General features: G+C 59.8%; 17 protein-coding genes. 12 read left to right on the forward strand and 5 right to left on the reverse strand.

Annotated elements, in window-relative coordinates:
• Positions 1 to 17: 17 nt before the first annotated feature.
• A complete protein-coding gene (locus AVI_RS02420) occupies positions 18 to 1811 on the reverse strand; it encodes an acyl-CoA dehydrogenase C-terminal domain-containing protein (protein ID WP_015914854.1) in 1794 nt (597 codons plus the stop codon).
• A 453-nt stretch (positions 1812 to 2264) separates the two neighbouring features.
• Here AVI_RS02420 and AVI_RS02425 point away from each other — a divergent pair, with 453 nt between their 5' ends.
• The 8 genes from AVI_RS02425 to AVI_RS02460 all read left to right on the forward strand — a co-directional run bounded on the left by AVI_RS02425 (position 2265) and on the right by AVI_RS02460 (position 14154).
• Complete coding sequence (locus AVI_RS02425; RefSeq protein WP_049777123.1) at positions 2265 to 6044, forward strand: peptidoglycan-binding protein; 3780 nt, start codon at positions 2265 to 2267, stop codon at positions 6042 to 6044.
• A gap of 388 nt (positions 6045 to 6432) precedes the next feature.
• Positions 6433 to 7356, forward strand: coding sequence for a sulfite exporter TauE/SafE family protein (locus AVI_RS02430; protein ID WP_015914856.1), 924 nt, complete (start codon positions 6433 to 6435; stop codon positions 7354 to 7356).
• Complete coding sequence (locus AVI_RS02435; protein ID WP_041696158.1) at positions 7353 to 8171, forward strand: TIGR02186 family protein; 819 nt, start codon at positions 7353 to 7355, stop codon at positions 8169 to 8171. The genes AVI_RS02430 and AVI_RS02435 overlap by 4 nt, the downstream gene beginning before the upstream one ends.
• A gap of 105 nt (positions 8172 to 8276) precedes the next feature.
• Complete coding sequence (locus AVI_RS02440) at positions 8277 to 10031, forward strand: alkaline phosphatase (protein WP_015914858.1); 1755 nt, start codon at positions 8277 to 8279, stop codon at positions 10029 to 10031.
• Between the two features lie 155 nt (positions 10032 to 10186).
• The gene (locus tag AVI_RS02445) at positions 10187 to 10654 is read left to right on the forward strand and encodes a hypothetical protein (RefSeq protein ID WP_015914859.1); all 468 of its coding nucleotides are present in this window, start codon (positions 10187 to 10189) and stop codon (positions 10652 to 10654) included.
• 6 nt (positions 10655 to 10660) lie between these two features.
• Complete coding sequence (locus AVI_RS02450; protein ID WP_015914860.1) at positions 10661 to 11374, forward strand: ABC transporter ATP-binding protein; 714 nt, start codon at positions 10661 to 10663, stop codon at positions 11372 to 11374.
• Complete coding sequence (locus AVI_RS02455; protein WP_015914861.1) at positions 11371 to 12648, forward strand: ABC transporter permease; 1278 nt, start codon at positions 11371 to 11373, stop codon at positions 12646 to 12648. The genes AVI_RS02450 and AVI_RS02455 overlap by 4 nt, the downstream gene beginning before the upstream one ends.
• 120 nt (positions 12649 to 12768) lie before the next feature.
• Positions 12769 to 14154, forward strand: coding sequence for a histidine-type phosphatase (locus AVI_RS02460; protein ID WP_015914862.1), 1386 nt, complete (start codon positions 12769 to 12771; stop codon positions 14152 to 14154).
• 108 nt (positions 14155 to 14262) lie between these two features.
• Here AVI_RS02460 and AVI_RS02465 read toward each other — a convergent pair whose 3' ends face one another.
• On the reverse strand, positions 14263 to 16212 hold the full coding sequence (locus AVI_RS02465) for a diguanylate cyclase (RefSeq protein WP_015914863.1): 1950 nt from the start codon (positions 16210 to 16212) through the stop codon (positions 14263 to 14265).
• A gap of 262 nt (positions 16213 to 16474) precedes the next feature.
• On the opposite strand from AVI_RS02465, the gene AVI_RS02470 reads away from it, so the two are divergent.
• The 4 genes from AVI_RS02470 to pdeM all read left to right on the forward strand — a co-directional run bounded on the left by AVI_RS02470 (position 16475) and on the right by pdeM (position 21330).
• Positions 16475 to 17122 carry a YitT family protein gene (locus AVI_RS02470; protein WP_015914864.1) on the forward strand — a complete coding sequence of 216 codons (648 nt, stop codon included), beginning with the start codon at positions 16475 to 16477 and terminating at the stop codon, positions 17120 to 17122.
• A gap of 99 nt (positions 17123 to 17221) precedes the next feature.
• Entirely contained in the window at positions 17222 to 17992 is a 771-nt protein-coding gene (locus AVI_RS02475) for a transporter substrate-binding domain-containing protein (RefSeq protein ID WP_015914865.1), read from the forward strand.
• Positions 17993 to 18062: 70 nt separating this feature from the next.
• The gene (locus AVI_RS02480; protein ID WP_015914866.1) at positions 18063 to 20570 is read left to right on the forward strand and encodes a ligase-associated DNA damage response DEXH box helicase; all 2508 of its coding nucleotides are present in this window, start codon (positions 18063 to 18065) and stop codon (positions 20568 to 20570) included.
• 58 nt (positions 20571 to 20628) lie between these two features.
• Positions 20629 to 21330 (forward strand): ligase-associated DNA damage response endonuclease PdeM, encoded by a 702-nt coding sequence (gene pdeM / locus AVI_RS02485; protein WP_049777265.1) that lies wholly within the window; start codon positions 20629 to 20631, stop codon positions 21328 to 21330.
• A 21-nt stretch (positions 21331 to 21351) separates the two neighbouring features.
• Here the strand turns inward: pdeM and AVI_RS02490 are convergent, their stop codons facing one another.
• The 3 genes from AVI_RS02490 to AVI_RS02500 all read right to left on the reverse strand — a co-directional run bounded on the left by AVI_RS02490 (position 21352) and on the right by AVI_RS02500 (position 24261).
• Positions 21352 to 22761 (reverse strand): bifunctional serine/threonine-protein kinase/universal stress protein, encoded by a 1410-nt coding sequence (locus tag AVI_RS02490; RefSeq protein WP_015914868.1) that lies wholly within the window; start codon positions 22759 to 22761, stop codon positions 21352 to 21354.
• Between the two features lies 1 nt (position 22762).
• Positions 22763 to 23533, reverse strand: a complete 771-nt coding sequence (locus tag AVI_RS02495) for a metallophosphoesterase family protein (RefSeq protein WP_015914869.1) — start codon at positions 23531 to 23533, stop codon at positions 22763 to 22765.
• Between the two features lie 290 nt (positions 23534 to 23823).
• Positions 23824 to 24261 (reverse strand): FKBP-type peptidyl-prolyl cis-trans isomerase, encoded by a 438-nt coding sequence (locus AVI_RS02500; RefSeq protein ID WP_041696160.1) that lies wholly within the window; start codon positions 24259 to 24261, stop codon positions 23824 to 23826.
• Between the last annotated feature and the right edge of the window lie 101 nt (positions 24262 to 24362).

A 24362-nucleotide genomic window follows, 5' to 3' on the forward strand; every position in this document is an offset into this window, starting at 1 on the left:
GGACACGCCAAATTCAATCAAAATGCTTCGGCGGCCATCGCCATCACGCTGTCAGCACCCGCTTCGATGCGCGACTTGCGCAAGGCGGTTTCCGGCATGATCTTTTCCATGAAGAAGCGACCGGTCAACAGCTTGTTGTTGTAGTAATCAGCATCACTAGGGCCACTTTCAAGTGCCTCATGGGCGGCCTTGGCCATTTTGGCCCACATATAGCCCAGCACAACCAGACCGAAGAGATGCATGTAATCGGTCGAGCCAGCACCGGCATTGTCGGGCTTGGCCATGGCGTTTTGCATGAACCACATGGTGGATGCCTGAGCATCGTTCAGCCCCTTCTTCAGCTGCTTGGTGAAGAAGGACAGCTTTTCATTCTCGCGGTTTTCCTCGCAGAAGGCACCGATTTCGTTGAACAGCGCCATCACGGCGCGGCCACCGTTCAAGCCCAGCTTGCGGCCGACCAGATCCAGCGCCTGAATGCCGTTCGCCCCTTCATAAATCATCGCGATGCGGGCATCGCGTACATACTGGCTCATGCCCCATTCTTCGATATAGCCATGGCCGCCATAGACCTGCTGGGCCATGACCGCATGGTCAAAGCCCTTGTCGGTCAACACACCCTTGAGGATCGGCGTCATCAGGCCGAGAATGTCATCGGCGGTCTGCTTTTCAGCCGCATCACCGGCGCGGTGGGCAATGTCGGATTTCAGCGCGGTCCAGAGCGTGAAGGCGCGGCCTGCTTCGTTGAAGGCCTTGATGGTCATCAGGGCGCGGCGAATATCGGGGTGAACGATGATCGGGTCGGCCGTTTTATCCGGCGCCTTTGCGCCAGACAGCGAGCGGCCCTGAATACGCTCCCGCGCATAGGTCACGGCGTTCTGATAGGCGATTTCGGCAATCGACAGGCCTTGCAGGCCGACGCCCAGACGGGCCTCGTTCATCATCACGAACATCGCCGACAGGCCCTTGTTCTCCGCGCCGATCAGATAGCCGGTGGCCTCGTCATAGTTCATCACGCACGTGGCATTGCCGTGAATGCCCATTTTGTGTTCGATGGCACCGCAGGACACACCATTTTTGGCACCCAGCGCCCCGTCTTCACCGACGATGACTTTGGGGACGATGAACAGCGAAATGCCCTTGGTACCCTCAGGCGCGCCTTCGATACGGGCGAGAACCAGATGGATGATATTCTCGCTCATCCCGTGTTCACCAGCCGAGATGAAGATTTTCTGGCCGGAGATTTTATAGGTGCCGTCACCATTGGGAACGGCCTTGGTGCGCAGCAGGCCAAGGTCCGTGCCGCAATGGGGCTCAGTCAGGTTCATGGTGCCGGACCATGTGCCCTCGACCATTTTCGGCAGATAGGTCTGCTTTTGTTGGTCGGTGCCATGCGCCAAAATGGCGGCAATCGCCCCTTGTGTCAGGCCCGGATACATCATCAAGGCCATGTTGGCCGACGACATATATTCCCCAACGGCGGCATGCAGCACGTAAGGCAGGCCCTGGCCGCCATATTCCGGTGGGACGGCAAGGCCGCTCCAGCCACCGGCGCAATAGGCGTCATAGGCTTCCTTGAAACCCTTCGGCACGGCCACGGAGCCATCCGCATTGCGGGTACAGCCTTCCTGGTCGCCGGAAAGATTGAGCGGAAACAGTTGCTCTTCGGCAAGCTTGGCAGCTTCGCCGACAATCGCCTCGATCATGTCGGGCGTCGCGTCTTCAAAACCGGGCAGGTTGTTGTAGCGCTCCAGGCCCAGCACTGTGTTCAGAATGAAAAGCGTGTCCGCGACAGGTGCCTTATAGACGGGCATGGTCAATGTCCTCCAGATTGCGGCCGGCGTCCTCCCCGGCGATGTTCTGTCTTACAAAATATTGACGTGCGCGTAAACGTCAATACGCAAAAATGTGAATTTGAAGAATGCGCCCTGCCAATGGGTAGGCCAGATCGACAAGGAATTTTTGCAGTGGACACCAAAGGGGCGATGACCGTCGCGCATATATCACGCTGGATATCTCGTTTGGCGACACAATAGGAGGCTCACACCGAAAAGGTTAAAAATCTCAGCCATTCTTAACGGGTTGTTTACCACGTTTCCCCGATTCTGCTGCGGAATGATTTGCGCCGCCTCAAGATGAGAATTGCAACCTCCAATCCCGGGTTTGGGGGAGGGGAGCAGGTCTTGGGGCAGGCCCGAAACGCGAAGCGAGTTTGGAATATGAACGGACAGCGGTCTCCATCGCAGAGCTATAGAGCTCCCGGCCAGATGCCGCCTCACCAGGTGGAGACGCGTCAGGCTGACCCTCGCCCCGTCGGTGCCTCGTCGCTGGATGCCCTGAGCCGCACGATCGAGGGGCTGGAGGCGCGGATCGAAGGTCTGATGAATGGCATCTCCGGCGGCGTCTCCAGAGATGTTCGCTCGGCAACCAGTGCTTTTTCCGATAAGCCATTGCAGGCTTCGGCAGAGATGCCGCCTGCTGCGACCTCTTCTGTTCCTGCCGACCGGCTCGATCCGTTGGCCGAAATCCGCGCCCGGCAACGGGCGTTGGAAGCGGCACGCCCACCCGCTCCGGGACGGGCGTCGCTGCGCGACAGCGATCCGAAATATCAAGCGCCTGAGAGTGTTTCAGTGCGCCCGCCCCAGGTGCTGGAATTGGCCCCGCAACTGATGGCTGGCAGTAGTGCCGCGCCCTTGCCGGATTTCTATAAGGCCCTGTCTACCCTGCGCGCTGACCTGCGCCAGGATATCAGCGAGAGCCTTGCTGGCGAAATCGGTGCTTTGCGCTCCGATATCCAGGATATCAGGGTTATGGCTGAAGAAAGCCGTGAAGCCGCTGGCCTGCGTGAGGATTTCATGCGCATGGCCGACAGCCTGGAGCGGATCGGCCATCCCGCCGCGCCCGAAACCGAAGCATTGCGGGCCGATTTCGAGGAATTGCGCTCGTTGATGGACGGACTTGCCCGCGATAGCGGCACACAGACCATGGAAACCCGTTGGAGCGCGCTTGAAGCCCGGCTCGACACCATCGCGCCTGAGCGCATCCAGCAGGACCTGTTGCAGCTTGCCTACCGGCTGGATGAGATCAAGCAGCAATTGGGCACGATCGGTGATGTGCGCTCCGTGCGGCTCCTGGAAGACAAGCTGGTTGCCATTGCCAAGGCGCTTGAACATATCGGCCAGCATCTGGAGCCCAACAGCCAGGCGATGCTGGAGCAGTTCGGCCAGCTCGATCACCGTCTGGACGAGATTTCTCGCGCCATTTCCGTTGCCGGACGTCATGGTGGGCAAGCCACCGACCCGCGTCTGATCGAGCGTCTGGAAGACCGGATCGCCACGATTGCCCATCATCTGGAACTGATTTCCGAGCAGACCGCTGGGTTTCCGGCTGGCGATCTTGACCGCCGTCTCGAAGCGCTGTCGCTGAAAATTGAGGATCTGGCGCACCAACAGGCCGCCCAGCGGCTGGAAGAGCGGCTGGACGATCTGACCCGCATGCTGGAAATGTCGCAGCGTGAAAGCCTGCAACCCGAACTGACCGGCTATCTCTCCGATATCTCCCGCAAGATCGACGCGCTGGACCATGCTTCGCTGAGCGACAAGCTGGCCGAGCAGATTGCCGTGATCGGTAGGCGAATCGATCAGATCGATGCTCAGCCGACGGTATCATCGGTGGATGAAAACCTGCTGCGCAGCCTGGACGACCGGCTTTACTCCATCGCTGCCCGTCTGGATGAGACGAGTGCCTCGCCATCCGGTGATGGCTCCGCCATTGCCGGGTTGGAACAGCAGATCGCCCATCTCTCGGCGCTGATCAGCGCCTCGCCCTTGACGGACAATGGCCAGGGTGAGCGTATCGAAGGCCGGATGGCGGCCCTTGAGGATTATCTGGCGACCAGCGACGAGTATATCGTCGAGGCGGCCCGCCAGGCCGCCGAAGCTGTGATGGACAATTATGCCCGCCAAAGCCCGGCCTCCGTTCAGGTGGCGGGACAGGACCAGATTGCCGAAACACTGGGCGTTCTGGCCGATCACCTGCGCCACCTGGAAGAAATCAGCCGGGGCGGGGAGGAACGCAGCCACCGTACCGTCGAGGCTTTGCACCAGACCCTGGTGCAGATTGCTGAAAAACTCGACCAGATGGACCGCCGGACTGCCACCGCCAACAGTGAGGAAGATCGCGCCGATAAGTCGGTTGCGGCTGCGCAGCGGACCGCGTCCGTTGAGACCGACGTGGAACCGGTTGTTGACCTTCTTCAGGCTGAAGACACTATCGATGCGCCCGCTCATGCCGAGGCTCGTCCGCAGAGCGATGATGGGAAGGCCGCGAAACCCAGCCTGATCGCCGGTTTGAGCCGGCGCCTGAAGCCGAAGATCAAGAAAGCGCAGACCGAGACCGCGACTCCGGCAAAGGCCGCCGCTCCGCAGCCGCGTCAGATGATCGAGGATGCGCCTTCCATCGATCCCGTTGATATCCTCCCCCCGGAAGAGGCCAATGAATTGCTGGAACCTGGTTCCGGCAAGCCGGATGTGCGCAAGATCCTGGAAAAGGTCCGGGCGCGTCAGCAGGCCGGTTCTGCACCGGCTGAACCTGCGCTTGGTGCGGCAGGTGTAAAACCGGCATCAGCGGATGACCGGATGGATTTCATTGCCGCAGCGCGCCGCGCCGCACAGGCGGCAGCCCAGGAAACCGATCGGGCCAGCCGCCCTAGCCGGACAGCCCTTGCTGACGAAGTCGCTGGCGGCTCGGCCTTTTCCAGATATCGTCGCCCGATCCTGATGGCGGTCGGCGCGCTTTTGCTGGCGGCCCTTGCCGTCTCGGCAGTAAAGACGCTTGGCGGCGGCAATGCTCCGGCTCCGGCCGCGCAAGCGCCTGCCACACCGGCACCTGCCAAACTGGCACCCTCTGCGGCCATTGAGGCACCTTCGATCCAGCAGGCACCTCAACAACCAGTTCGGGCGGTCGAGATCAAGGCCGAAGCGCCGCAATCCCAGCCCGCGGTGGAAAGCACCGAGGCCGAGCTATCTTCCGCGCCGGTCATTCCGGTGACGTCACCGACAGGACAGGCCAGCCTTTCCTCCACCCCGATGGATGGCAGCCAGACGGTCGCCGGTCTCTCGGCTCAACCGCCGATGCCGGATGCGGCCCAGGCCGGATTTACCGCCCCGAAGACTGAGGCGGTCAAGCCGCTGTTTGAGGTGCCCGCCGATCTGTCTCCCGCTTCCCTGGTGACGGCTGCCAAGGCGGGCGAGCCAGCTGCCCTATTCGAAATCGGTTCGCGCTATATGGAAGCACGCGGCCTGCCCGGTGATGTCTCACAGGCTGCGGTCTGGTTCCAGCGCGCCGCCGATCTGGGGCTGGCGCCTGCTCAATATCGCCTTGCCGGGCTTTATGAAAAAGGCACTGGCGTTCAGCGCGACCTGACACGGGCGAAAGGGCTTTACAGCCAGGCCGCTGACGCGGGCAATGCCAGCGCCATGCATAACCTCGCCGTGCTCTACGCCTCCGGTGGCGATGGCAAGCCGGATATGGATGCGGCGGCCAAGTGGTTTGCCAGGGCCGCCGACCTCGGCGTGACGGACAGCCAGTTTAATCTCGCGGTGCTCTATGCGCGCGGTACGGGTGTGAAGCCGGATCTGGAAGCCTCCTATAAATGGTTCGCGCTGGCCGCCAGCCAGGGCGACAAGGATGCCGCTGCCAAGCAGGAAGAAGTGGCAAGATCGATGCAGCCTGCTGCACTTGCTCGTGCCAAGGCGAGCGTCCAGCAATGGCAGACAATGCCAATGAATGCCGATGCCAACACGGTCAACCTGCCGGATGAATGGGTCGGCAAGAGCCTGAAGACCGGCAGCGTCGATATGGAAAAGGCGGTCCGCAACATCCAGGCCATCCTCAACAAGAACGGCTTCAATGCCGGTGAGCCGGATGGCAAGCTCGGTGCCCGCACCGTTGCCGCTATCAAGGCCTTCCAGACCTCGGTGGGCCAGGAGCCAAGCGGCAAGGTTTCCAATGAGTTGGTCAAGGCGTTGCTGGCCCACAACGGGTGATGCGGGGGCGCGGCTGGTGGTGTTTGGTCGTCAGTGTCGATGCGACTGGAAACTGTGAAGTTCAGATTGACCCGGACAAACTCAACTTTCGCTGAGGCAAACTCAGGCGAGAGAGCGCGCCGAAAGATTTTGCGTCTGCCGTTTTGCCTTGCAGGCGAACGAAATCCTCTTACAATCGCCTAAACACACCTACGGGACTGATCAATATTGCCGGATGCCGGGCGAGCGTCAGGATTTTAGAATACGTGACGCTTGAGGTTTTTTGGGTAAGATCCCCTAAATCTACCGGGATTTAAGGAATGATATCGTAAGGATTGACGGGCATCGTCATGGGCATTCCGGTCGTGACGGCGGAATTTGGCATTTCGGGCGCATTTCGAGGACAGCCGTGACACTTTACCTGCCGATTGCGGAACTGTCGGTGAATATTTTCATCATCCTCGGCATGGGCGCGGCTGTTGGCTTTCTCTCGGGCATGTTTGGTGTCGGCGGCGGGTTCCTGATTACCCCCTTGCTGATCTTCTATAATATTCCGCCCGTCGTTGCCGTTGCCACCGGCGCCAATCAGGTGGTGGCCTCTTCGGTTTCCGGCGCCATGAGCCATTTTCGGCGTGGCTCGCTGGATTTGAAGCTTGGCGGCGTGCTGCTGGTTGGCGGGTTGTTCGGCGCGTCGCTCGGCATGTGGATCTTTGTCGCTCTGCGTAAGCTCGGCCAGATCGACCTGTTCATTTCCATCCTCTATGTCGTGCTGCTGGGCTCCATCGGCACGCTGATGCTCTGGGAAAGCATCGGTGCGCTGCGCCGTGCGGCCCGCAAGCAGCCAGCGCCCGTGCGCCGCCCCGGTCATCATAATTGGGTGCATCGGCTGCCCTTCAAGATGCGCTTCAAGAAATCGAAGATCTATCTCAGCGCCATCCCCATTCTGGTGCTGGGTTTCCTCGTCGGCGTGCTGACGCCGATGGGCATCGGCGGCGGCTTCATTCTGGTGCCAGCGATGATCTATCTGTTGCGCATCCCCACCAATGTCGTGGTCGGCACCTCGCTGTTCCAGATCATCTTCGTCAGCGCCTTCACCACCATTGCCCAGGCCAAGGCCAATTATTCGGTCGATATCGTTCTGGCCTTCATGCTGATGATCGCTGGCGTGATCGGCGCGCAATATGGGGTGCGGGTCGGCCAGAAACTGCGCGGCGAACAATTGCGTGCTCTGCTGGGCCTGCTGGTGATGGCCGTTGGCCTGCGCCTTGCCATCGAACTGGTGATGACCCCTGACGATGCCTATTCGATCGTGGTGGGGAGTACGGGCCGATGATCCTGTGCCGGTTCCTCCTTATCGCGCTGATCGCACTTTCTGGCGCAATCCCGTTTGCGAGCGCGGCGAGCGCCCAGATCCCCTTTCTGACCCCTGATAGTACCGGTAAGGAAACGCTGGAAATCGGCACGTCCACCAATGAAATCGCCATTACCTCGGATTTTCGCGGTGCGGATCTCACTGTGTTTGGTGCGCTGAACAATGTCGATCAATTGCTGCTGGCCATCGGCCAATATGATGTCGTGGTGACGCTGGAAGGCCCGAGGGAAGCGGCGACCGTGCGGCGCAAGGAGCGGTTCCTTGGCATCTGGGTCAACCGTCAATCCCTGACCTTCGAGCGGGTGCCGACCTCGTATTCGGTTGCCAGCACCAGGCCGGTGCAGGCGATTGCCCCACGCGAGGTTCTGAACGATCTGGGGCTTGGCGTCGACTATCTGCCATTGACGCCGACTGGCCATTTCGTTGGCGACATCAATATGGGCGAGTTCCGGGCTGCCTATCGCCGCCTGCAACAGACGAGCGGCCTTTATCAGGAGGGCGATACCGGTATTCGCTTCGTCAGCACCAATCTGTTTCGCGCCAGCCTGCGGCTGCCCGCCAGTATTCCCGATGGCGTGCATGTCGTGCATGCCTATCTGTTCAAGAGCGGCGTCTTCCTGGCCCAGAAGGATCTGCGCCTGCGCGTGGTGAAGACCGGTGTCGAACAGGCAATCACCGATGCTGCCCATAACCAGCCCTTGTCCTACGGTATCTTCGCCGTGCTGGTGGCTGTCATCACCGGGTGGACGGCCAGCATTGTCTTCCGCAAGGATTGAGAGGCATTTAGACAATCGGCACGCAATCGGGCGTTGTCATCTGCCTGTCATCTCTGCGCCCTAAGACCGCCCTGCAATCATCTGGCACATATTGGGGGAAACATTATGCGCACCATTCTCGCAGCTCTTTTTACCACGACGGTTCTGGCAGGTGGCGCTCAAGCCGCCACGGTCTATCCGCTTGATCGCGCCACGATCCTCACCGGTTCTCCCTTTGATTTCAAGGTCGAGCTGAAATCTGTCGTCAAGCCGGAAGACGTAAAAATCACCGTTAACGGCCAGGACTACAAGGCCGTGTTCGGCAGCCAGGCACAGTTCACCGCCGAAGAAAAAGGCAAGGAAGGCAAGGTTCTGGGTTCGGCCCTGATCCTGCGTGATGTCAAGCTTCCGGCAGGCTCCTACAAGGTCGAGGTTTCGGCTGGCGACGAAAAGAAATCCGTCACCTGGGATGTCTATGCGACCCAGCAAAAGCCTGTTGCCAAGAATATCATTTTCTTCCTCGGCGACGGTCTGTCGGTTGCCCACCGCACCGGCGCCCGCATCATGTCCAAGGGCATGACCGAAGGCAAGGCTAACGGCCACCTCAACATGGATAGCCTCGACCGGATGGCCTTTATCGGCACGTCCTCGACCAATGCCATCGCCACCGATAGCGCCAACACCATGTCGGCCTATATGACCGGCCACAAGACCGCCGTGAACGCGCTTGGCGTTTATGCCGACCGCACCCCGAACACCCTTGATGACCCGAAGGTCGAAACCATTGCCGAGGCGCTGCGCCGCACCACCAAAAAGTCGATTGGTATTGTTTCTCCGGCTGAAATCGAAGATGCAACGCCCGCTGCCGTGGTCTCCCATACCCGCGCCCGCGCCGACAAGGCCGAAATTGTCGGCATGATGTTCAACGTCAAGCCGGATGTCATCCTGGGTGGCGGTTCGGCCTATTTCCTGTCCAAGTCCATCCCCGGCTCGAAGCGCAAGGACGACAAGGACTATATCGCCGAGTTCAAGAATGCGGGCTATACGCTGGCGACCTCAAAGACCGAACTGGACGCTGCTGCTGGCACCAATAGCGGCAAGCTGCTCGGTCTGTTTCATACCGGCAACATGGATACGCTTCTGGATCGCAAGTTCCTGAAGAAGGGGACCGTCGACAAATTCCCCGATCAGCCGGGCCTGGTCGATATGACCAAGGTTGCCCTTGATCAGCTCTCCAAGAACCAGGACGGCTTCTTCCTGATGGTCGAAGGCGCTTCCATCGATAAAATGTCCCATCCGATGGATTGGGATCGGGCTATGTATGAAACCATCGAATTCGATCAGGCGATTGGGCTTGGCCTCGAATTCCTGAAGACTCATCCGGATACGCTGATCGTCGTCACCGGCGACCACACCCATGGCGTTTCCATCATCGGAACCATTGACGACGACAAGCCCGGCACCGAGATGCGCGAAAAGGTTGGCGTCTATGCCGATGCCGGCTTCCCGAACTATGAAGACAAGGACGGCGACGGCTTCCCGGACAAGGTCGATGTATCGCGTCGCCTGGCGGTGTTTTCGTCCAACTTCCCGGACTATTACGAGACCTTCCGCCCTAAGATGGACGGTCCGTTCGAACCCGCCATCCAGAACGAGAAGAAGCAATACGTCGCCAACGAGGCCTATAAGTCGGTGCCGGGTGCGGTTTTCCGCGAAGGCAATCTGCCACGCTCCGCCGACACCGCCGTCCACGCTGTTGACGATGTCGTGCTTCAGGCCACGGGTGCCGGTTCGGAAGGCTTCAAGGGCTATTTGGAAGAAAGCGACGTCTACAAGGTATTGGCCGACGCTTTTGCCCTTGGTGCGCCAAAGGCCAACTAAGCCTGCTATGATACTCGGCTCCGGGTGCGGATATCGCATCCGGAGCCTGTTCTATTGAGACTTCCACCATTTGTTTTTACGCATTTCCTGGAAATGCTCTATTTTTGAGGGTGCATGGCGTGGTGCGATGCCGTGTTCAGTGCCGAGGCGTTACGATGAAAGATCTCAGCAGGGTTGCTTTTCGGCGGCGAGACAGTTTGGCCCTTTTCGGGTGTGCCGCCCTTGGGCTGTTCTCAAAACCGGCAAAGGCAGCACCGCAGCTGATCGATTTTGACCAGCTCTATGGCAAGGTTGGCGTGCTCGGGCTGGAATTTTCCGACATGGTCAAACAGGCTGCCGGAAAGCCGGTGGCGATGCGCGGTTTTATGGCGCCGCCGCTGAAGGCGGAAGCGGCGTTTTTCGTGCTGACGGAAATTCCGATGGCGCTCTGCCCGTTCTGTTCCTCGGACGCGGACTGGCCGGACAATATCGTCGTGGTCTACCTGGATAGAAAGCAGACATTCGTGCAGCCGGGAACCCGCATCGAAGTGGCTGGAACCCTGGAAATGGGGTCCTGGACCGACCCTGAAACGGGTTTCGTTAGTCTGTTGCGGCTGAGAAATGCCACTTATGGCACGGTGTGATCACCCATGATGTCGCTTGCTCTCGAGGATGTCGCGGTCCGCTATATTGGTTTGCCGAAGCCGGTTTTAAACATTGGTCGGCTTGAGGTTGCCGCCGGGGCTCAACTGGCGATCACCGGCGGTTCCGGTTCGGGCAAAAGCACGCTTGTTAATGTGATGACGGGGTTGGAGCGCCTGCGCCAAGGCCAAGCCCGCTGGAACGGCACCGACCTGTCGGGTCTGTCAGAGGGCGCGCGCGACCGGTTCCGCGCGGCGCATATCGGTCTTGTCATGCAGGAATTTCATTTGTTCTCCGGCCTGTCGGCCATCGACAATATCCTGCTGCCAGCCCGGCTGGCGCGGGTGGGGACGCCTGCTTGCGTCAAGCGCGCCCACGACTTGATGCAGCGTTTCGGCCTTGGGCGTCCTGATCAGGCTATTGAAACCATGTCGCGTGGCGAAATGCAGCGGGTGGCGGTGGCCCGGGCGCTGTTGAGAAAACCCGGCGTGATCATTGCCGACGAGCCGACCGCAAGCCTCGACGCCGAGGCGGGGGCTGCGGTTGCCGATCTTCTTCTGGATCTTGCGAAAAGTGAGGGCAGCACCTTGATCGTCGTTTCCCACGATGCCCGTCTGGTGGAGCGCCTGCCCCGCAGGATCGAATTGAAAAACGGCGAAATCGTCCATGACACAGGTGACTTTGTTGGGCATCAGGCCGGCCCTCGGGAAGGTGACGCATGATCCGTTTCATCCTTGCCGATCTGCGCCGCCTCTGGGCCGGTGCGCTGGTTGTCTGCCTGCTGGTGGCGCTCTCGACCGCGCTTGGCGTGACGGTGACCTTGCAGGAACGGGCCTTGCGGCTGGGCAGTGCCCGGGCTGCGGATAAATTTGATCTGGTGATCGGTGCAGCCGGGTCGGAAACCCAGTTGGTCCTGTCCTCAGTGTTTTTGCAGCCTTCGCCCTTGCCGCTGGTGCCGGGTGGGGTTCTGGCGACATTGCAGGCCGATCCCCGTGTGGAGTGGGCAGCACCTGTGGCGTTTGGCGATAGTTTTTCCGGCTATCCGATTGTCGGTACGACGACACGGCTGATTACTGCGACCACGCCGGGCTTTGCCGAGGGGCAGCTGTTTCAGCGCGAAGGCGAGGCGGTGGTCGGTGCCGATGTGAAACTGAAGACCGGCGATACGGTCAAGCCGATGCATGGCACGGCTGCCGAAGGCGGCCATACCCATGGCGAACTGGCCTATCATGTCGTTGGCAGGCTGAAAGCCACCGGCACGGCCTGGGATCGCGCTATCCTCGTTCCGGTTCAGGCCGTCTGGCATATTCACGGTCTCGGTGAAGAGCATGAGGATCACGATGCGGAGGAGGCAGCAGCGGACAAGGGCGAGGCCGGTCACGATGAGGATCATGACGAGCACGATCATCATGGTCATATCGACCCCGATGCAGCTCTCTTAGAGCAGTTCTCAGCCGCAGACCCTGGCGTACCGGCCATTCTGGTTAAGCCGAAAACCATTGCCGCCGCCTATAAGCTGCGGCAGGACTATCGCAACGACCGGACACTCGGCGTTTTCCCTGGTGAGGTTCTGACCAGACTTTACGCGACGCTGGGTGATGCGAAACTGGTTTTGTCCTTCGTGGCAATCGGCGCGCAGGCGCTGGTGGCGGGCGCGCTATTGCTGGTGACGGTCGTTCATATCGGCCAACGCCGCAAGCAGATTGGCGCCCTCAGAGCCTTTGGCGCCCCCAGATCTTCGGTCTTCCTGATCGTCTGGTGCGAGCTTTTCAGCCTGTTCCTGGGCGGTATCGGGTTTGGTGTGGCTATGGGATATGCGGCGGCAAGGGTCATTTCGCAAACCGTCAAGACCAGCAATGGCTTTAACCTGCCGGTGGAATTCGCAAGCCAGGATGGCTGGCAGATTTGTGCCATGCTGGTCTTTGCCGGGCTGCTTTCGGCGCTGCCGGCTTGGCTTGCCTATCGCCAATCGCCAGTGGCTGCGCTGCGCTCCTGACGGATCACGGCATGGCCTGCTTTATGTTCTGTCATATAACGGTCACCCGCCAAAGGTAAGTGAGCCGCCACAGTCCTTGTTCCATTTTCGGTTCAAGACTGGTGCTTCGGGAGCATGGCGATGGGTATATCGGTTCGAACATTGGTTTTCTCAGCGCTCGGCTTGGCTATGGTGGGCTTTTCCGCACCGGGTTTTACCCCACTGGCCTTTGCCGATAGCGGCATGGTGCTGGATAAGTATGTGGTGTTGATGCGCCATGGCGTGCGCCCGCAAACCAGCGCCAAGGAAATCGCCCCGCTATCGTCCAAGCCCTGGCTGCAATGGGATACCGCCGATGGTCAATTGACGCCGCACGGCGCTGAAGCAACAGTGCAATTGGCACGGTGGGAGGGCGCTATGCTCCGGGGCCGGGGGCTTTTGCCGCAAGACGGCTGCCCTGCGACCGGCACGGTGTTCGGCTGGGCGAATGGTTCGGTGAAGCGCACCATCGATACCGGTAATGTCATGCTTTCCACCCTGTTTCCCGGCTGCGGCCTGACAGTTGGCTTCAACAATACCGAGGCCACGGATGGCGTCGATGTGCTCTATGCCCCTTCCGATACCAGGCTTGGCGCTGTCGATCCCGACAAGGCCAAGGCCGCTATTTTAGAGGCAGCGGGTGGCGATCTTGAAAAGCCCCGGGCACGCGCTGCCAGCCTGATGACGGAACTCGACGGTATTCTCGACTGCTGCGCGGCCTCGCTTTGCGAAAAGGCCGAGGCGTCGGCTGCCTGTACGTTGTCCGACCGTCCCTGGTCTATCAAGGTCAAGCAGGCCAAGGGGGAAAAGCCTGCCAGCGTCGAAGTGGTCGGCCCGTTGAAGGATGCTGGCACCGTCGTACAGGTCTTCCTGCTGCAATATGCCAATGGGTTTCCTGCCGATCAGGTGGGATTTGGCAAGACGCCGACAGAAGCGGACATTATCCGCCTGTCGCAGCTGCGCCAGATCAAATATGATCTCGGCAATCGTGTTCCTTATCTTGCCGCCCGCGATGGTTCCAATCTTCTCAATCAGCTCTTGCTGGCGGTTGCCGCCGAACCAGCAACAGGTCTGGCCAACAATAGTGCGCCCAGCGATGGTCCGCCAAATGCGAAATATTTGCTCTTTGCCGGTTCCGACACGCAGCAGGCGGAAATTGGCGCCATGCTCGGCCTGCATTGGCATATCCCGCCTTATCTCGATGATGAGACCCCACCCACCGGCACCATGGCGTTCGAGCGCCTGCACGATGCCACGGGCAAGGTGTTCGTGCGCATGCAGTTCATCGCGCCGTCGCTGGAGCAGATCCGCAATGCATCGGTTCTGGATGACAAAAACCCGCCACTCCAGGCGACCATCACCCTGCCAGGCTGCGAGCAACAACAGGTTGATGGCGCCTGTCCGCTGGACCGCTTCCTCGCCATCGCCCGCCCCAAGCTGGACATGACGGCGGTAGCGCCGCAAATCTATCTGGCCAGTGGGCATTGAGAGTCGGTCAGGTTCAAACTGAACCTGACATCCGCCATGACGTTCATTCGAAACGCTATGCAGAATGGCGCCTCGGCTTTTCACCGGGGTGCGGAGATGCATTGTCGATTACTTTAAGGCATTGCCGATTGCCAAAACCAGTTTGCGGTTTTGCTGGACCGTGTCCAGGGCGGGACCATGGCTGGCGGTGACATACTGGTCGCGGCCGCTGTGTTTTGCCTGGTAAAGTGCAGCGTCGGCGCTCGCCACCAGATCGTCGCTGGACTGTATATCGTCGGACGGGGCAGCTGCCACGCCGATACTGACGGTGACGATACCCTTTTCGCTATCGCCATGGGGAATGTGCAGGTCGCGAACTGCCTGGCAATAGTATTCCGCCACAGTCGAGCCTCCGGCAAGATCGGTATCGGAGAGAATGAGCGCCATTTCCTCGCCGCCATAGCGGGCAGCGATATCGGTGCTGCGTTTTGCGACCGAACGCAAAGTCGCGGCGATCTGGCGCAGGCATTGGTCCCCGGCCTGGTGTCCGTAGCGATCGTTAAACAGTTTGAAATGGTCGATATCGATCATCAAAAGGCTGACGCCCGACCCGGTGCGGTGGGAGCGTGCAAATTCTTGCCGGAGTTGCACATCAAAGGCGCGCCGGTTGTAAAGGCCGGTAAGCCCATCGGTAAAGGCCGCTTTTTCCAGGGCGCGATTGGTATGGCGCAGTAAACCCTCCGCCTGTTTTGCCCTGGTAATATCCGTAAAGACGATCAGCGAACCGCCTCCGCCGACACTTCTTGTCTGCGCTTCGAGGCTTCGTCCGTCCCAGAGGGTGATTTCGCGCTTGCCCGGCACCAGCGGTAAAACAGGCAGACTGTCGAAGACTTGTTCTGGCAGGATGGGGTCGCTGTCGCGAGGTGTCATCTCTTCGCCACGTGCGCGCGAAGCGGCGATGATGTCGTGCAGATCAGCGCCAGGCACCCTGATATCCGCGGTTTTGGAAAACATGGAGCGATAGCGTTCATTGCAATAGACCAGCTTTCCCTGTCGATCGAACATCACAAGCCCATCGGCCATATTGGCCAGGGCATCGGCCAATTGCTGGCGGCTCTCAGCCAATTGCTGCTCCAGTTCCTTCTGCTTGCTGATGTCGCGGCTATGGGTGGCAAGAGCGATGATCTCTCCGGTCCTCTGGTCGTGGATCGGATATTTCAGGGTCGAATACCAGCCCTTGGCGCCGGCAGGCGTTTCATAGCTCTGCTCGATATGGACAGGTTTGCCCTCGGCAAAGACAGCCTCTTCGCCAGCACGGTAGCGGGCTGCAAGCTCGGGGGAATGAAAATCCGCATCGGTCTTGCCAATCATCTGCGCGGGGTCGTTCAGGCCCAGGGCCGTGGCCGAGGCGAGATTGGTCAGGATGAAGCGGCCATCTCGATCCTTGGCCGTCAGGGTTTCCGGCATGCTCTCAATCACGGTCCGGTAAAGTTTTGCCTCCTGTAATCGAGCGCGTTGCAATGTCTCGCTTCTGATCACAGTCGCTGCAAGCAGAGCAGCTAGGGATTGCATTGGCAAAAGCAGTGGCAAGACGGCAAACACCGCTGGCCAGGTTTCAGACGGAATGACCAAGAGCGTTACCTGTGGCAGAATGATGAGACCAAGGCCCATGGCCGCGATGCGCCGTAGGCTCAAGATTGCCTGTTCATCGCGCCAGCCTGCCCAAACACCCGCGCCTGCAGCCAGTAAAATAGAAAGAGCTCCGGCTCCAGCGCCGATCCCACCTTCCAGAACACGCCAGGTTATAGCAATCCCCGCTGCAAAAATGGCACAAACCGGGCCGCCCATCAGTGCGCAGACCGCAATGGCACTGCTGCGAAGATCCATGAAAAGACCCGGTACGATCGTTATCGGAAATTGCATGGCGACGATGGCCGTGACGCCGCCGGCAATACCAAGCCCGATTGGCCTATAGGCAGGGTTCTGCTGTTCCAGCCATCCGGCCAGCCTGCTCGAAACGATGGAAAACAGCGTGACAAGGGCACTATTGACCAGAATAAGCGTCATGGTCGTGTTCATCTGTTCCGGCGTCTCCTCCATGGCCCGTCAATGCATTGCAGGAAAAGCAAGAAATCTCGCCGAGCCTGTTTCATGGGCCAGAGAGTAGAAGATGATCGTTAATTTGTAATTTCGAAGATATGTATATTGCTGCATCTATCTGGGGCGCGGTCTCCGGCGACCGGGGATAACCGTGGCGATATTGCGCCTCGGCGCTTGAGGACCCCGGCCCGCAGGTCTACGGATGAACATCCCCAGGTGGTGGCAAAGGCAGGACAGATTCATGGCGGCAACAGACAAACAGGCAGGCAAGTCCCGCAAGCCCATCGCCTCAAGTCCTGAACAGCATTCCCTGCTGGACGATGTGCAGGGTTTGCTGGCGGGCAGCATGCTGGCGGCGCTGGGCGTCGTCTTGTTGTCCAATGCCAAATTGCTTTCCGGCGGCACAGCGGGGGTCGCCTTTCTGCTGCATTATGTGTCGGCTGTGGGGTTTGGCCCGATCTTCTTTGCCATCAACCTGCCCTTCTACTATTTCGCTTTCCGGCGGATGGGTCTGGCCTTCACGGCTAAAACCTTCATCGCGGTGCTGCTGACCTCCGTGCTGAGCGCCATCCTGCCGAAATTCATCGGCTTTTCCCTGCTGGACCCTTTGGTGGCGGCCATCTTCGGCGGGCTGCTGGTGGGAACTGGCATGCTGGTGCTGTTTCGCCACCAGGCAAGCCTTGGCGGCTTCGGTATCTTGGCGCTGTATCTCCAGGATCGCTACGGCTGGCGGGCCGGACTTGTGCAGCTTTGCTTTGACGGCATGGTGCTGATCGGCTCGTTCTTCGTGGCGACGCCCGGCATCATTGCCTGCTCGATCATCGGCGCTGTTGTCGTCAACCTGACGCTGGCGATCAATCACCGCAAGGATCGCTATATCGCCATGTAGACGGGAGCGCCTTGTCATTTGGAATGAAACTTGCTGCCCAGATGCCAAAGGGCCGAATTTGGCCCTCGCCCTGATTGATGCTCAAGAAAGAGACAGATAATGACGTTTTTCCGCACCGCTCTGGTCACAGCCCTGCTGTTGACGTCCTCTCTTGCCCATGCCGAGGATGGCACACTGGCAACCATCAAGCAGGCGGGCGTGATCCGCATCGGCACGACAGGGGATTACAAACCCTTCAGCTACAAGGGTGGCGATGGCGAATTGGTCGGAGCCGATATTTCCATGGGCAAGGCGCTGGCCACCGATCTCGGCGTCAAGCCGGAGTTTGTGATGACCTCCTGGAAAACCATGCTGGAGGATTTCAAGGCCGGAAAGTTCGACATGGTTCTGGGCGGCATTACCGTCAATCCGGCCCGGGCCGAGGTCGGTGATTTCTCGCTTTCGAATGTCAAGGATGGCAAACGGCCAATCGTCCGCTGCGAGGACAAGGACAGGCTGGTGACGCTGGAGGCGATCGATCAGCCCTCGGTGCGCGTTATCGTCAATCCCGGCGGCACCAACGACAAATTTGCCCATGAGCATTTCACCAAGGCGCCTATCGAGGTTTTTCCCGATAATAAGGTGATTTTCGATCAGATTGCCGCCAACAAGGCGGATGTAATGGTGACCGACGGCGTGGAAGTGGACCTGCAATCCAAGCTGCATCCCGGCGTGCTTTGCCCTTCTGCCGTCAAGGAACCCTTCACCCATTTTGAAAACGCCTATCTGCTGCGCAAGGACCCGGCCTTCAAGGCTGCGGTGGACGGTTTCATGGCAAAGGCGCTGGAAAACGGTGACTGGAAGGCCAAGCTGGACGCTGCGATGCAGTAAAGCTCCTGCTGTAACCGCAAAATGGTCAGGAGTGGCTTCTCTTTAATTCGGTTTCGCCTATCTTATCTCCGTGTCTGAGCCGGAATCCACGCTTTCCATATTGCCTCCCCCCTTCGAGCGTTGGTTTGCGCAGAAGGGATGGCAGCCGCGTGCGCATCAGTTGGAGCTGCTGGCGCGGGCCGGGCAGGGGGAAAGCACGCTTCTGATTGCCCCGACCGGGGCTGGCAAGACCCTTGCCGGGTTTCTGCCCTCGCTGGTCGATCTGACCCGGCGCGGGCGAAAGCGACCGGGTGAGGCTTTTACCGGCATTCATACGCTTTACATCTCGCCGTTGAAGGCGCTGGCGGTTGATATTGAGCGCAATCTGGTCAAGCCGGTCGAGGAAATCGGCCTGCCTGTCAGCATTGAGACCCGCACCGGTGATACGCCGCAGGCCAAGCGGGCGCGCCAGAAGCTCAATCCGCCGGATATTCTGCTGACCACGCCGGAACAGCTGGCTTTGCTGATCGCCAATGGCGAAGCCCCCCGCTTTTTCCGGGATCTGCGCTATGTGATCTTCGACGAATTGCATTCTCTCGTCACCTCCAAGCGTGGCCATCTTCTGGCGCTGGGGCTGGCCCGGCTGCGGATCTTGGCACCTGGACTTCAAACCATCGGACTGTCTGCCACCGTTGCCGATCCGCCGGAGCTGCAACGCTGGCTCGTGGCCCAAAGGCCGGGGGAAGTGGCCTTGGCCGGGCTGGTGACAGTGGCGGGCGGGGCAAGGCCCAATATCACCATTTTGAAGACGCAGGAGCGCATTCCCTGGTCCGGCCATTCGGCCCGCTATGCCATTCCTGACATTTATGCCGTGCTGAAAGAGTTTGCGATGACGATCATTTTCGTCAACACCCGCTCCCAGGCGGAAATGCTGTTTCAGGAATTGTGGACGGTCAATGATGACAGCCTGCCGATTGCCCTGCATCACGGCTCGCTGGATGTCGGGCAGCGCCGCAAGGTGGAAGAGGCGATGGCCGCCAACCGGCTGCGTGCCGTGGTCGCCACCTCGACGCTGGATCTCGGCATCGACTGGGGCGAGGTCGATCTCGTCATCCATGTCGGCGCGCCGAAGGGCGCCAGCCGATTGGCCCAGCGGATTGGCCGGGCCAATCACCGCATGGATGAGCCGAGCCGCGCCATTCTGGTTCCCGCCAACCGCTTCGAGGTGATGGAATGCCAGGCGGCGCTGGATGCCAACTACCTCGGTGCGCAGGACACTCAAGCCGTGGGTGAGGGGCCGCTGGATGTTCTTGCCCAGCATGTGCTGGGCATGGCCTGTGCCGCACCCTTCGACACGGAGGCACTTTACAATGAAGTAACGTCAGCCATGCCTTACGTTTCACTGTCGCGAGACACGTTCGGGCGGATTGTCGATTTTGTCGCCACAGGCGGTTATGCGCTGAAGACCTATGATCGCTATGCCCGCATTCGCAAGACGGCAGAAGGGCGCTGGCGGATTTCCAATCCGGCGGTGGCGCAGCAATACCGGCTCAATCTCGGCACCATTGTCGAGGAGCCGATGCTGAATGTCCGGCTCGTCAAGCGCAATCATCTCGGCTCCATCGGGCGAGGCGGCATGAGCCTTGGCAAGGTGGAGGAGTATTTCGTCGAGCAATTGGCGCAAGGCGATACATTCCTGTTTTCCGGCAAGGTCTTGCGGTTCGAAGGCCTGCGTGAAAGCGAATGCCTGGTGTCCAATGCTTTTTCGCAGGACCCGAAAATTCCCGCCTATGCGGGCGGAAAATTTCCGCTCTCGACCTATCTTGCCGATCAGGTGCGGGCCATGCTGGACGATCCCGCCCGCCGCGCCAGCCTGCCGGATCAGGTGCGTGACTGGCTGGAAATCCAGAAGGCCAAATCCGTGCTGCCGAAGCGTGGCGACTTGCTGGTCGAGACTTTCCCGCGCGGCAAGCGCTTCTACATGGTGCTTTATCCGTTCGAGGGACGGCTGGCCCATCAGACGCTGGGCATGCTGCTGACGCGGCGGCTGGAGCGGTGGCGGGCCAAGCCGCTTGGCTTTGTGGCGACGGATTACGCCCTGGCGATCTGGGGGCTGGAGGATCTCAGCTGGATGGTGTCCACGAATAAGCTTTCGCTGGCTGACCTGTTTGAGGAAGACATGCTGGGCGACGATCTGGAGGCATGGCTGGACTCCTCTTATATGCTGAAGCGCACCTTTCGCACCTGCGCGGTGATTGCCGGGCTGATTGAAAAACGCCATCCCGGCAAGGAAAAATCCGGCAGGCAGGTGACGGTCTCCGCGGACCTGATCTATGATGTGCTGCGCGCCCATGAGCCTGATCATATCCTGTTGCAGGCCACCCGTGCCGATGCGGCAAACGGTCTTTTGGACATTGCCCGGCTTGGCGATATGCTAAAGCGAATCAAAGGCCATATTCTCCATAAGGCACTGGACCATGTCTCGCCGCTGGCCGTGCCGGTCATGCTGGAGATCGGCCGGGAAACGGTGGTCGGCGAAGCGCAAGAAGATGTGCTGGCGGAAGCAGCGGAAGATCTCATCGCCGAAGCGATGGGATAAGATGGAATGGTCAGGACATGACGGGCCGGATATGACGGGATTGACGACAGCTTCTATAATGCGCCCGGAGAAGACGGACCTCACCGCCGAGATCGAGATCTGCGGTGTCGAGGCCATCTGTGACCTGTCCGGCACGCTGTATCTGCCAGCATTGCGATTGCTCGTCGTCTCCGACCTGCATCTGGAAAAGGGGGCTGCCTTTGCGCGGCGTGGCCAGCTTCTGCCCCCCTATGATACCCTTGCGACATTGAAAAAACTGCAAGCGGTGATTGCCCGTTTCGATCCGGCCATCGTCGTCAGTCTGGGTGACACATTTCATGACCGGTTGGGGTCTGCCCTGATGCCGGAACCCTTCCGGCAGACACTTGAGCAGATGTCACGAGGCCGCGAGTGGATATGGATTACCGGCAACCATGATCCTGATGGGGTCGAGAACCTGGCGGGCATGGTGGCCGATGAAATTTCCTATGGCGGATTGGTGTTTCGCCATGAACCGCAAATCGGTGAAAGCGCCAGAGGCGAGATTGCCGGCCATCTTCATCCGTCAGCCACCGTACGCCGGCGGGAGAAATCCGTGCGTCGCGCCTGTTTCGCCGCCGATGGCGACCGGCTGATCATGCCGGCTTTCGGGGTGACGACGGGCGGGCTGGATTTGAAGCATAAGGCGTTCGCAGGGCTTTTCGCAAGGGAGACGCTGGTCGCGCATCTTCTGGGCCGCGAACGGATCTATTCGGTGCGCTTCAGCGGCCTGTTCGCCTGAAAGCGGAGTTAATGTAAGTTTTTACTTACTTTGATGTGCCATCTCCCGCACGCGCACCACCGTGACCGTACACGGCGCTTTCGAGGCGACTTCCGCCGATACGCTGCCGAGCAGGGCGCGCTTTGGTGAATTGGCGCGGGCGCCCATGACGATATGGTCGACACTGTTGTCGCGGGCATAATCCAGGATGGCATTGGCGGGTGAGGTGCTTTCCAGCACATGGCAGGTAATCTGCGGCTGGTCCTTCAACGGCGCTGCCCATTGCCGCAGCTTGCCAAGGCGGGCGACATGCTTGTTATTGCCCTCATCGTCCAGGTCGTTGTCGAGGTTGAGCCGGGCGATTTTCAAAATATTCAGGCAGGCAAGCCGCGCGCCGGGCGAGCGCGCCATGATGCGCGACACCGTCAGCCGCATGGCTTCCGTCAGTTCCGTCGAGGTTTCGCCAAGGTCGAGGGCAACGACGATGATCGGTGCATTGGCCAGGGCCGCCGTGGCGGTTTGTGGTTTCAGCAATTCGATCGGGTCGGGGTTGAAGCGGCGTTTCAAAACCGCCGCCAGTCCGTCCTGCTTCAGCTTGTCAGCCCGCGCCGTCAGGGCAACGGCAGGCAGGTCCTTGAGGTCCAGCGCCAGTTGGGCTGCGGTCGGCGTCCGTCTTGCCGGGTTCACCTCCAGGCAGCGCAGGATGACTTCCTGAAATGCTGGAGAGATCGCCGGGTTCAGCGCTCGTGGCGGCACCGGATCGCGCCATAGCCGGCGTTTCAATCCCTTCAGCCGCTGCGGATCGCCAAAGGGGCGTTTTCCTGTGGCAAAGAAATACATCAGCACACCCAGTGCAAACAGATCGGAGCGAAAATCCGAGCGAATGCCCAGGATTTGTTCAGGCGCCATATAGGGTGCGGTGCCATAGGGCAGGCGAAATTCCTCGTTCACCAGATCAGGCAGGTCCAAATGGCGCGCCAGGCCGAAATCCACCAGTACCGCCTCGCCGCTGTCACGAAACAGGATATTCGAGGGCTTGATGTCCAGATGCACCACATGCTGGCGATGCAGGTCGGCAAGCGCCGTGGCAATCCGCTCGCCCATCCGTGCCACCTCCTCTGTGGCGAGCGGCAGGCTGTCCAGCAGCGGATAGAGCGATTTGCCCGGCAGCCTTTCAAACACCATGTAAGGCAGATGGGTGAAATCGCCATTGGCAACAAAGCGGGGCACATGCGGGCCGGAAATGCGCGGCAGGATCATCTGCTCCATTTCAAAGCCGACGATCATCGCCGGGTCGATACCACCGCCCATTTCCGGTACTTTCATCAACAGCGGAAAGAAATAATCCGGATGGGTCACGGCATAAAGCCGCGCCATGCCGCCCTTATGCGCCTGCTCCACCACGGTAAAACCATCGATCACGCTGCCGGGTTCAAGGCGGTTGCGGGCCATGTCATCGTCCCCTGTAGAGCCGTGTGGCAAGCGTCTCAGTCAGGCCCGCCGCACGGATGGCCGCTGCCGCGCCGTCGATGTCGTAGTTGACCCTGATGAAGGTAAGCGTGTTCTTTATCGTGTCGAGCAGGCCAAAGGCCGCCGCCGGATCGCCATCACGTGGCTGGCCAACCGAGCCGATCACGCCGAGCCAGCGCCGCTGCGCCAGAAGCGGAATGTCCGTTTGCGAATGGGGAACAAAGGTGGTGATCTTGCCCTGAGGTGGAGGGCCATCGGTGGTTTGACCATAGGAAGCGAGCGCATAAAGCGTCGGTCGATGGACATGGCCGCAAAAACTGAGCCGCGCCGTGCAGGCGGCAAAATGCTGCGCTGCCGTGCCGCTGTCGGTCACATAATGAAAGGCCGAGGGGGAGGTGGCTTCGGCATGGACATAGAGCCGGTCTTCATCCCGCAGCATCATTGGTAGATTGGCCAAAAAGGTCCGCTGTTCTTCGCTCAGGACCTGCCGCGTCCAGTGAATGGCGGCGCGGGCCGTGTCATTGAGGGAAATGGCGGGATCGCTTACCGCCTGGTCGTGATTGCCTCGCACCACCAGGGCACCTTGCTGCTGCAAAGCGCGGACCTTGTCGACGCAGCGAACGGGATCGCCACCATAGCCGACGATATCGCCGAGAATGACGATGCGTTCTGCACCGGCCTGCGCCGTCGCCTGCAAAACCGCGTCAAGCGCCTGGGCATTGCCGTGGATGTCGGACAAAAGAGCAATGCGCATCGACCCTCCCCTGGCATTGCATCAGCACGGCCAACCATAGGCTGTTTAACGAGGCCGCGCTATTGGACTGAAGGTGAGGGGGCATGAAAAATCCCCTCTGGCACGATGCGCAGAGGGGATGATTTGGTAAGCCTGCCCGCAGGTCGATTACAGTCTGTTCAAGAATTGCTGCTGGCCTGGCGAAAATGGTGATTTCGAGAACCGGAACGGAGCGTACTTAATGTACGTGAGTACCGGAAGCGGAGAAATTGCCATTTGCAGACGGCCAGCGGCGATTATTGGATAGACTGTTAGGCAGCGCGAACGATATCGATTAATTCGACCTCGAAAATCAGATCCTGCCCGGCCAGTGGGTGGTTGGCATCGATTGTCACTACATCGCCAGCCACATCGGTCACGGTGACAATCAGAGGTGTACCATTGCCACTCTGGGCTTGAAGCCTTGTGCCGGGCGCCACATTGACATTGGCGGGGATCAGGTCGCGCGCCACCTGCTGAATTTTCTGCGGATCATGCGCGCCATAGGCTTCTTCCGCAGGCACCGTCACCCGCTGGCTTCGCCCGACTTCCATGCCATCCACCTGTCGTTCAAGCCCCGAAATGATCTGGCCAGAGCCGATTTCGAACTGGAGCGGATCGCGGTCGCGCGAGGTATCGAATTGCGTGCCATCCGGCAGCAGGCCGGTGTAGTGGATGCGTACGGTATCGCCGTTTTTCGCTTGCGTCATGGTAATGTCCTTTCGTCTCAAGGGAGGCACGGGTGCAATGGGCACAGCATTGCCTCCTTGAAGCTTCCTTTTTGCCAGGCCATTCCTGGGACGTCCCGGAT

Source organism: Allorhizobium ampelinum S4 (assembly GCF_000016285.1).
Lineage (GTDB): Bacteria > Pseudomonadota > Alphaproteobacteria > Rhizobiales > Rhizobiaceae > Allorhizobium > Allorhizobium ampelinum.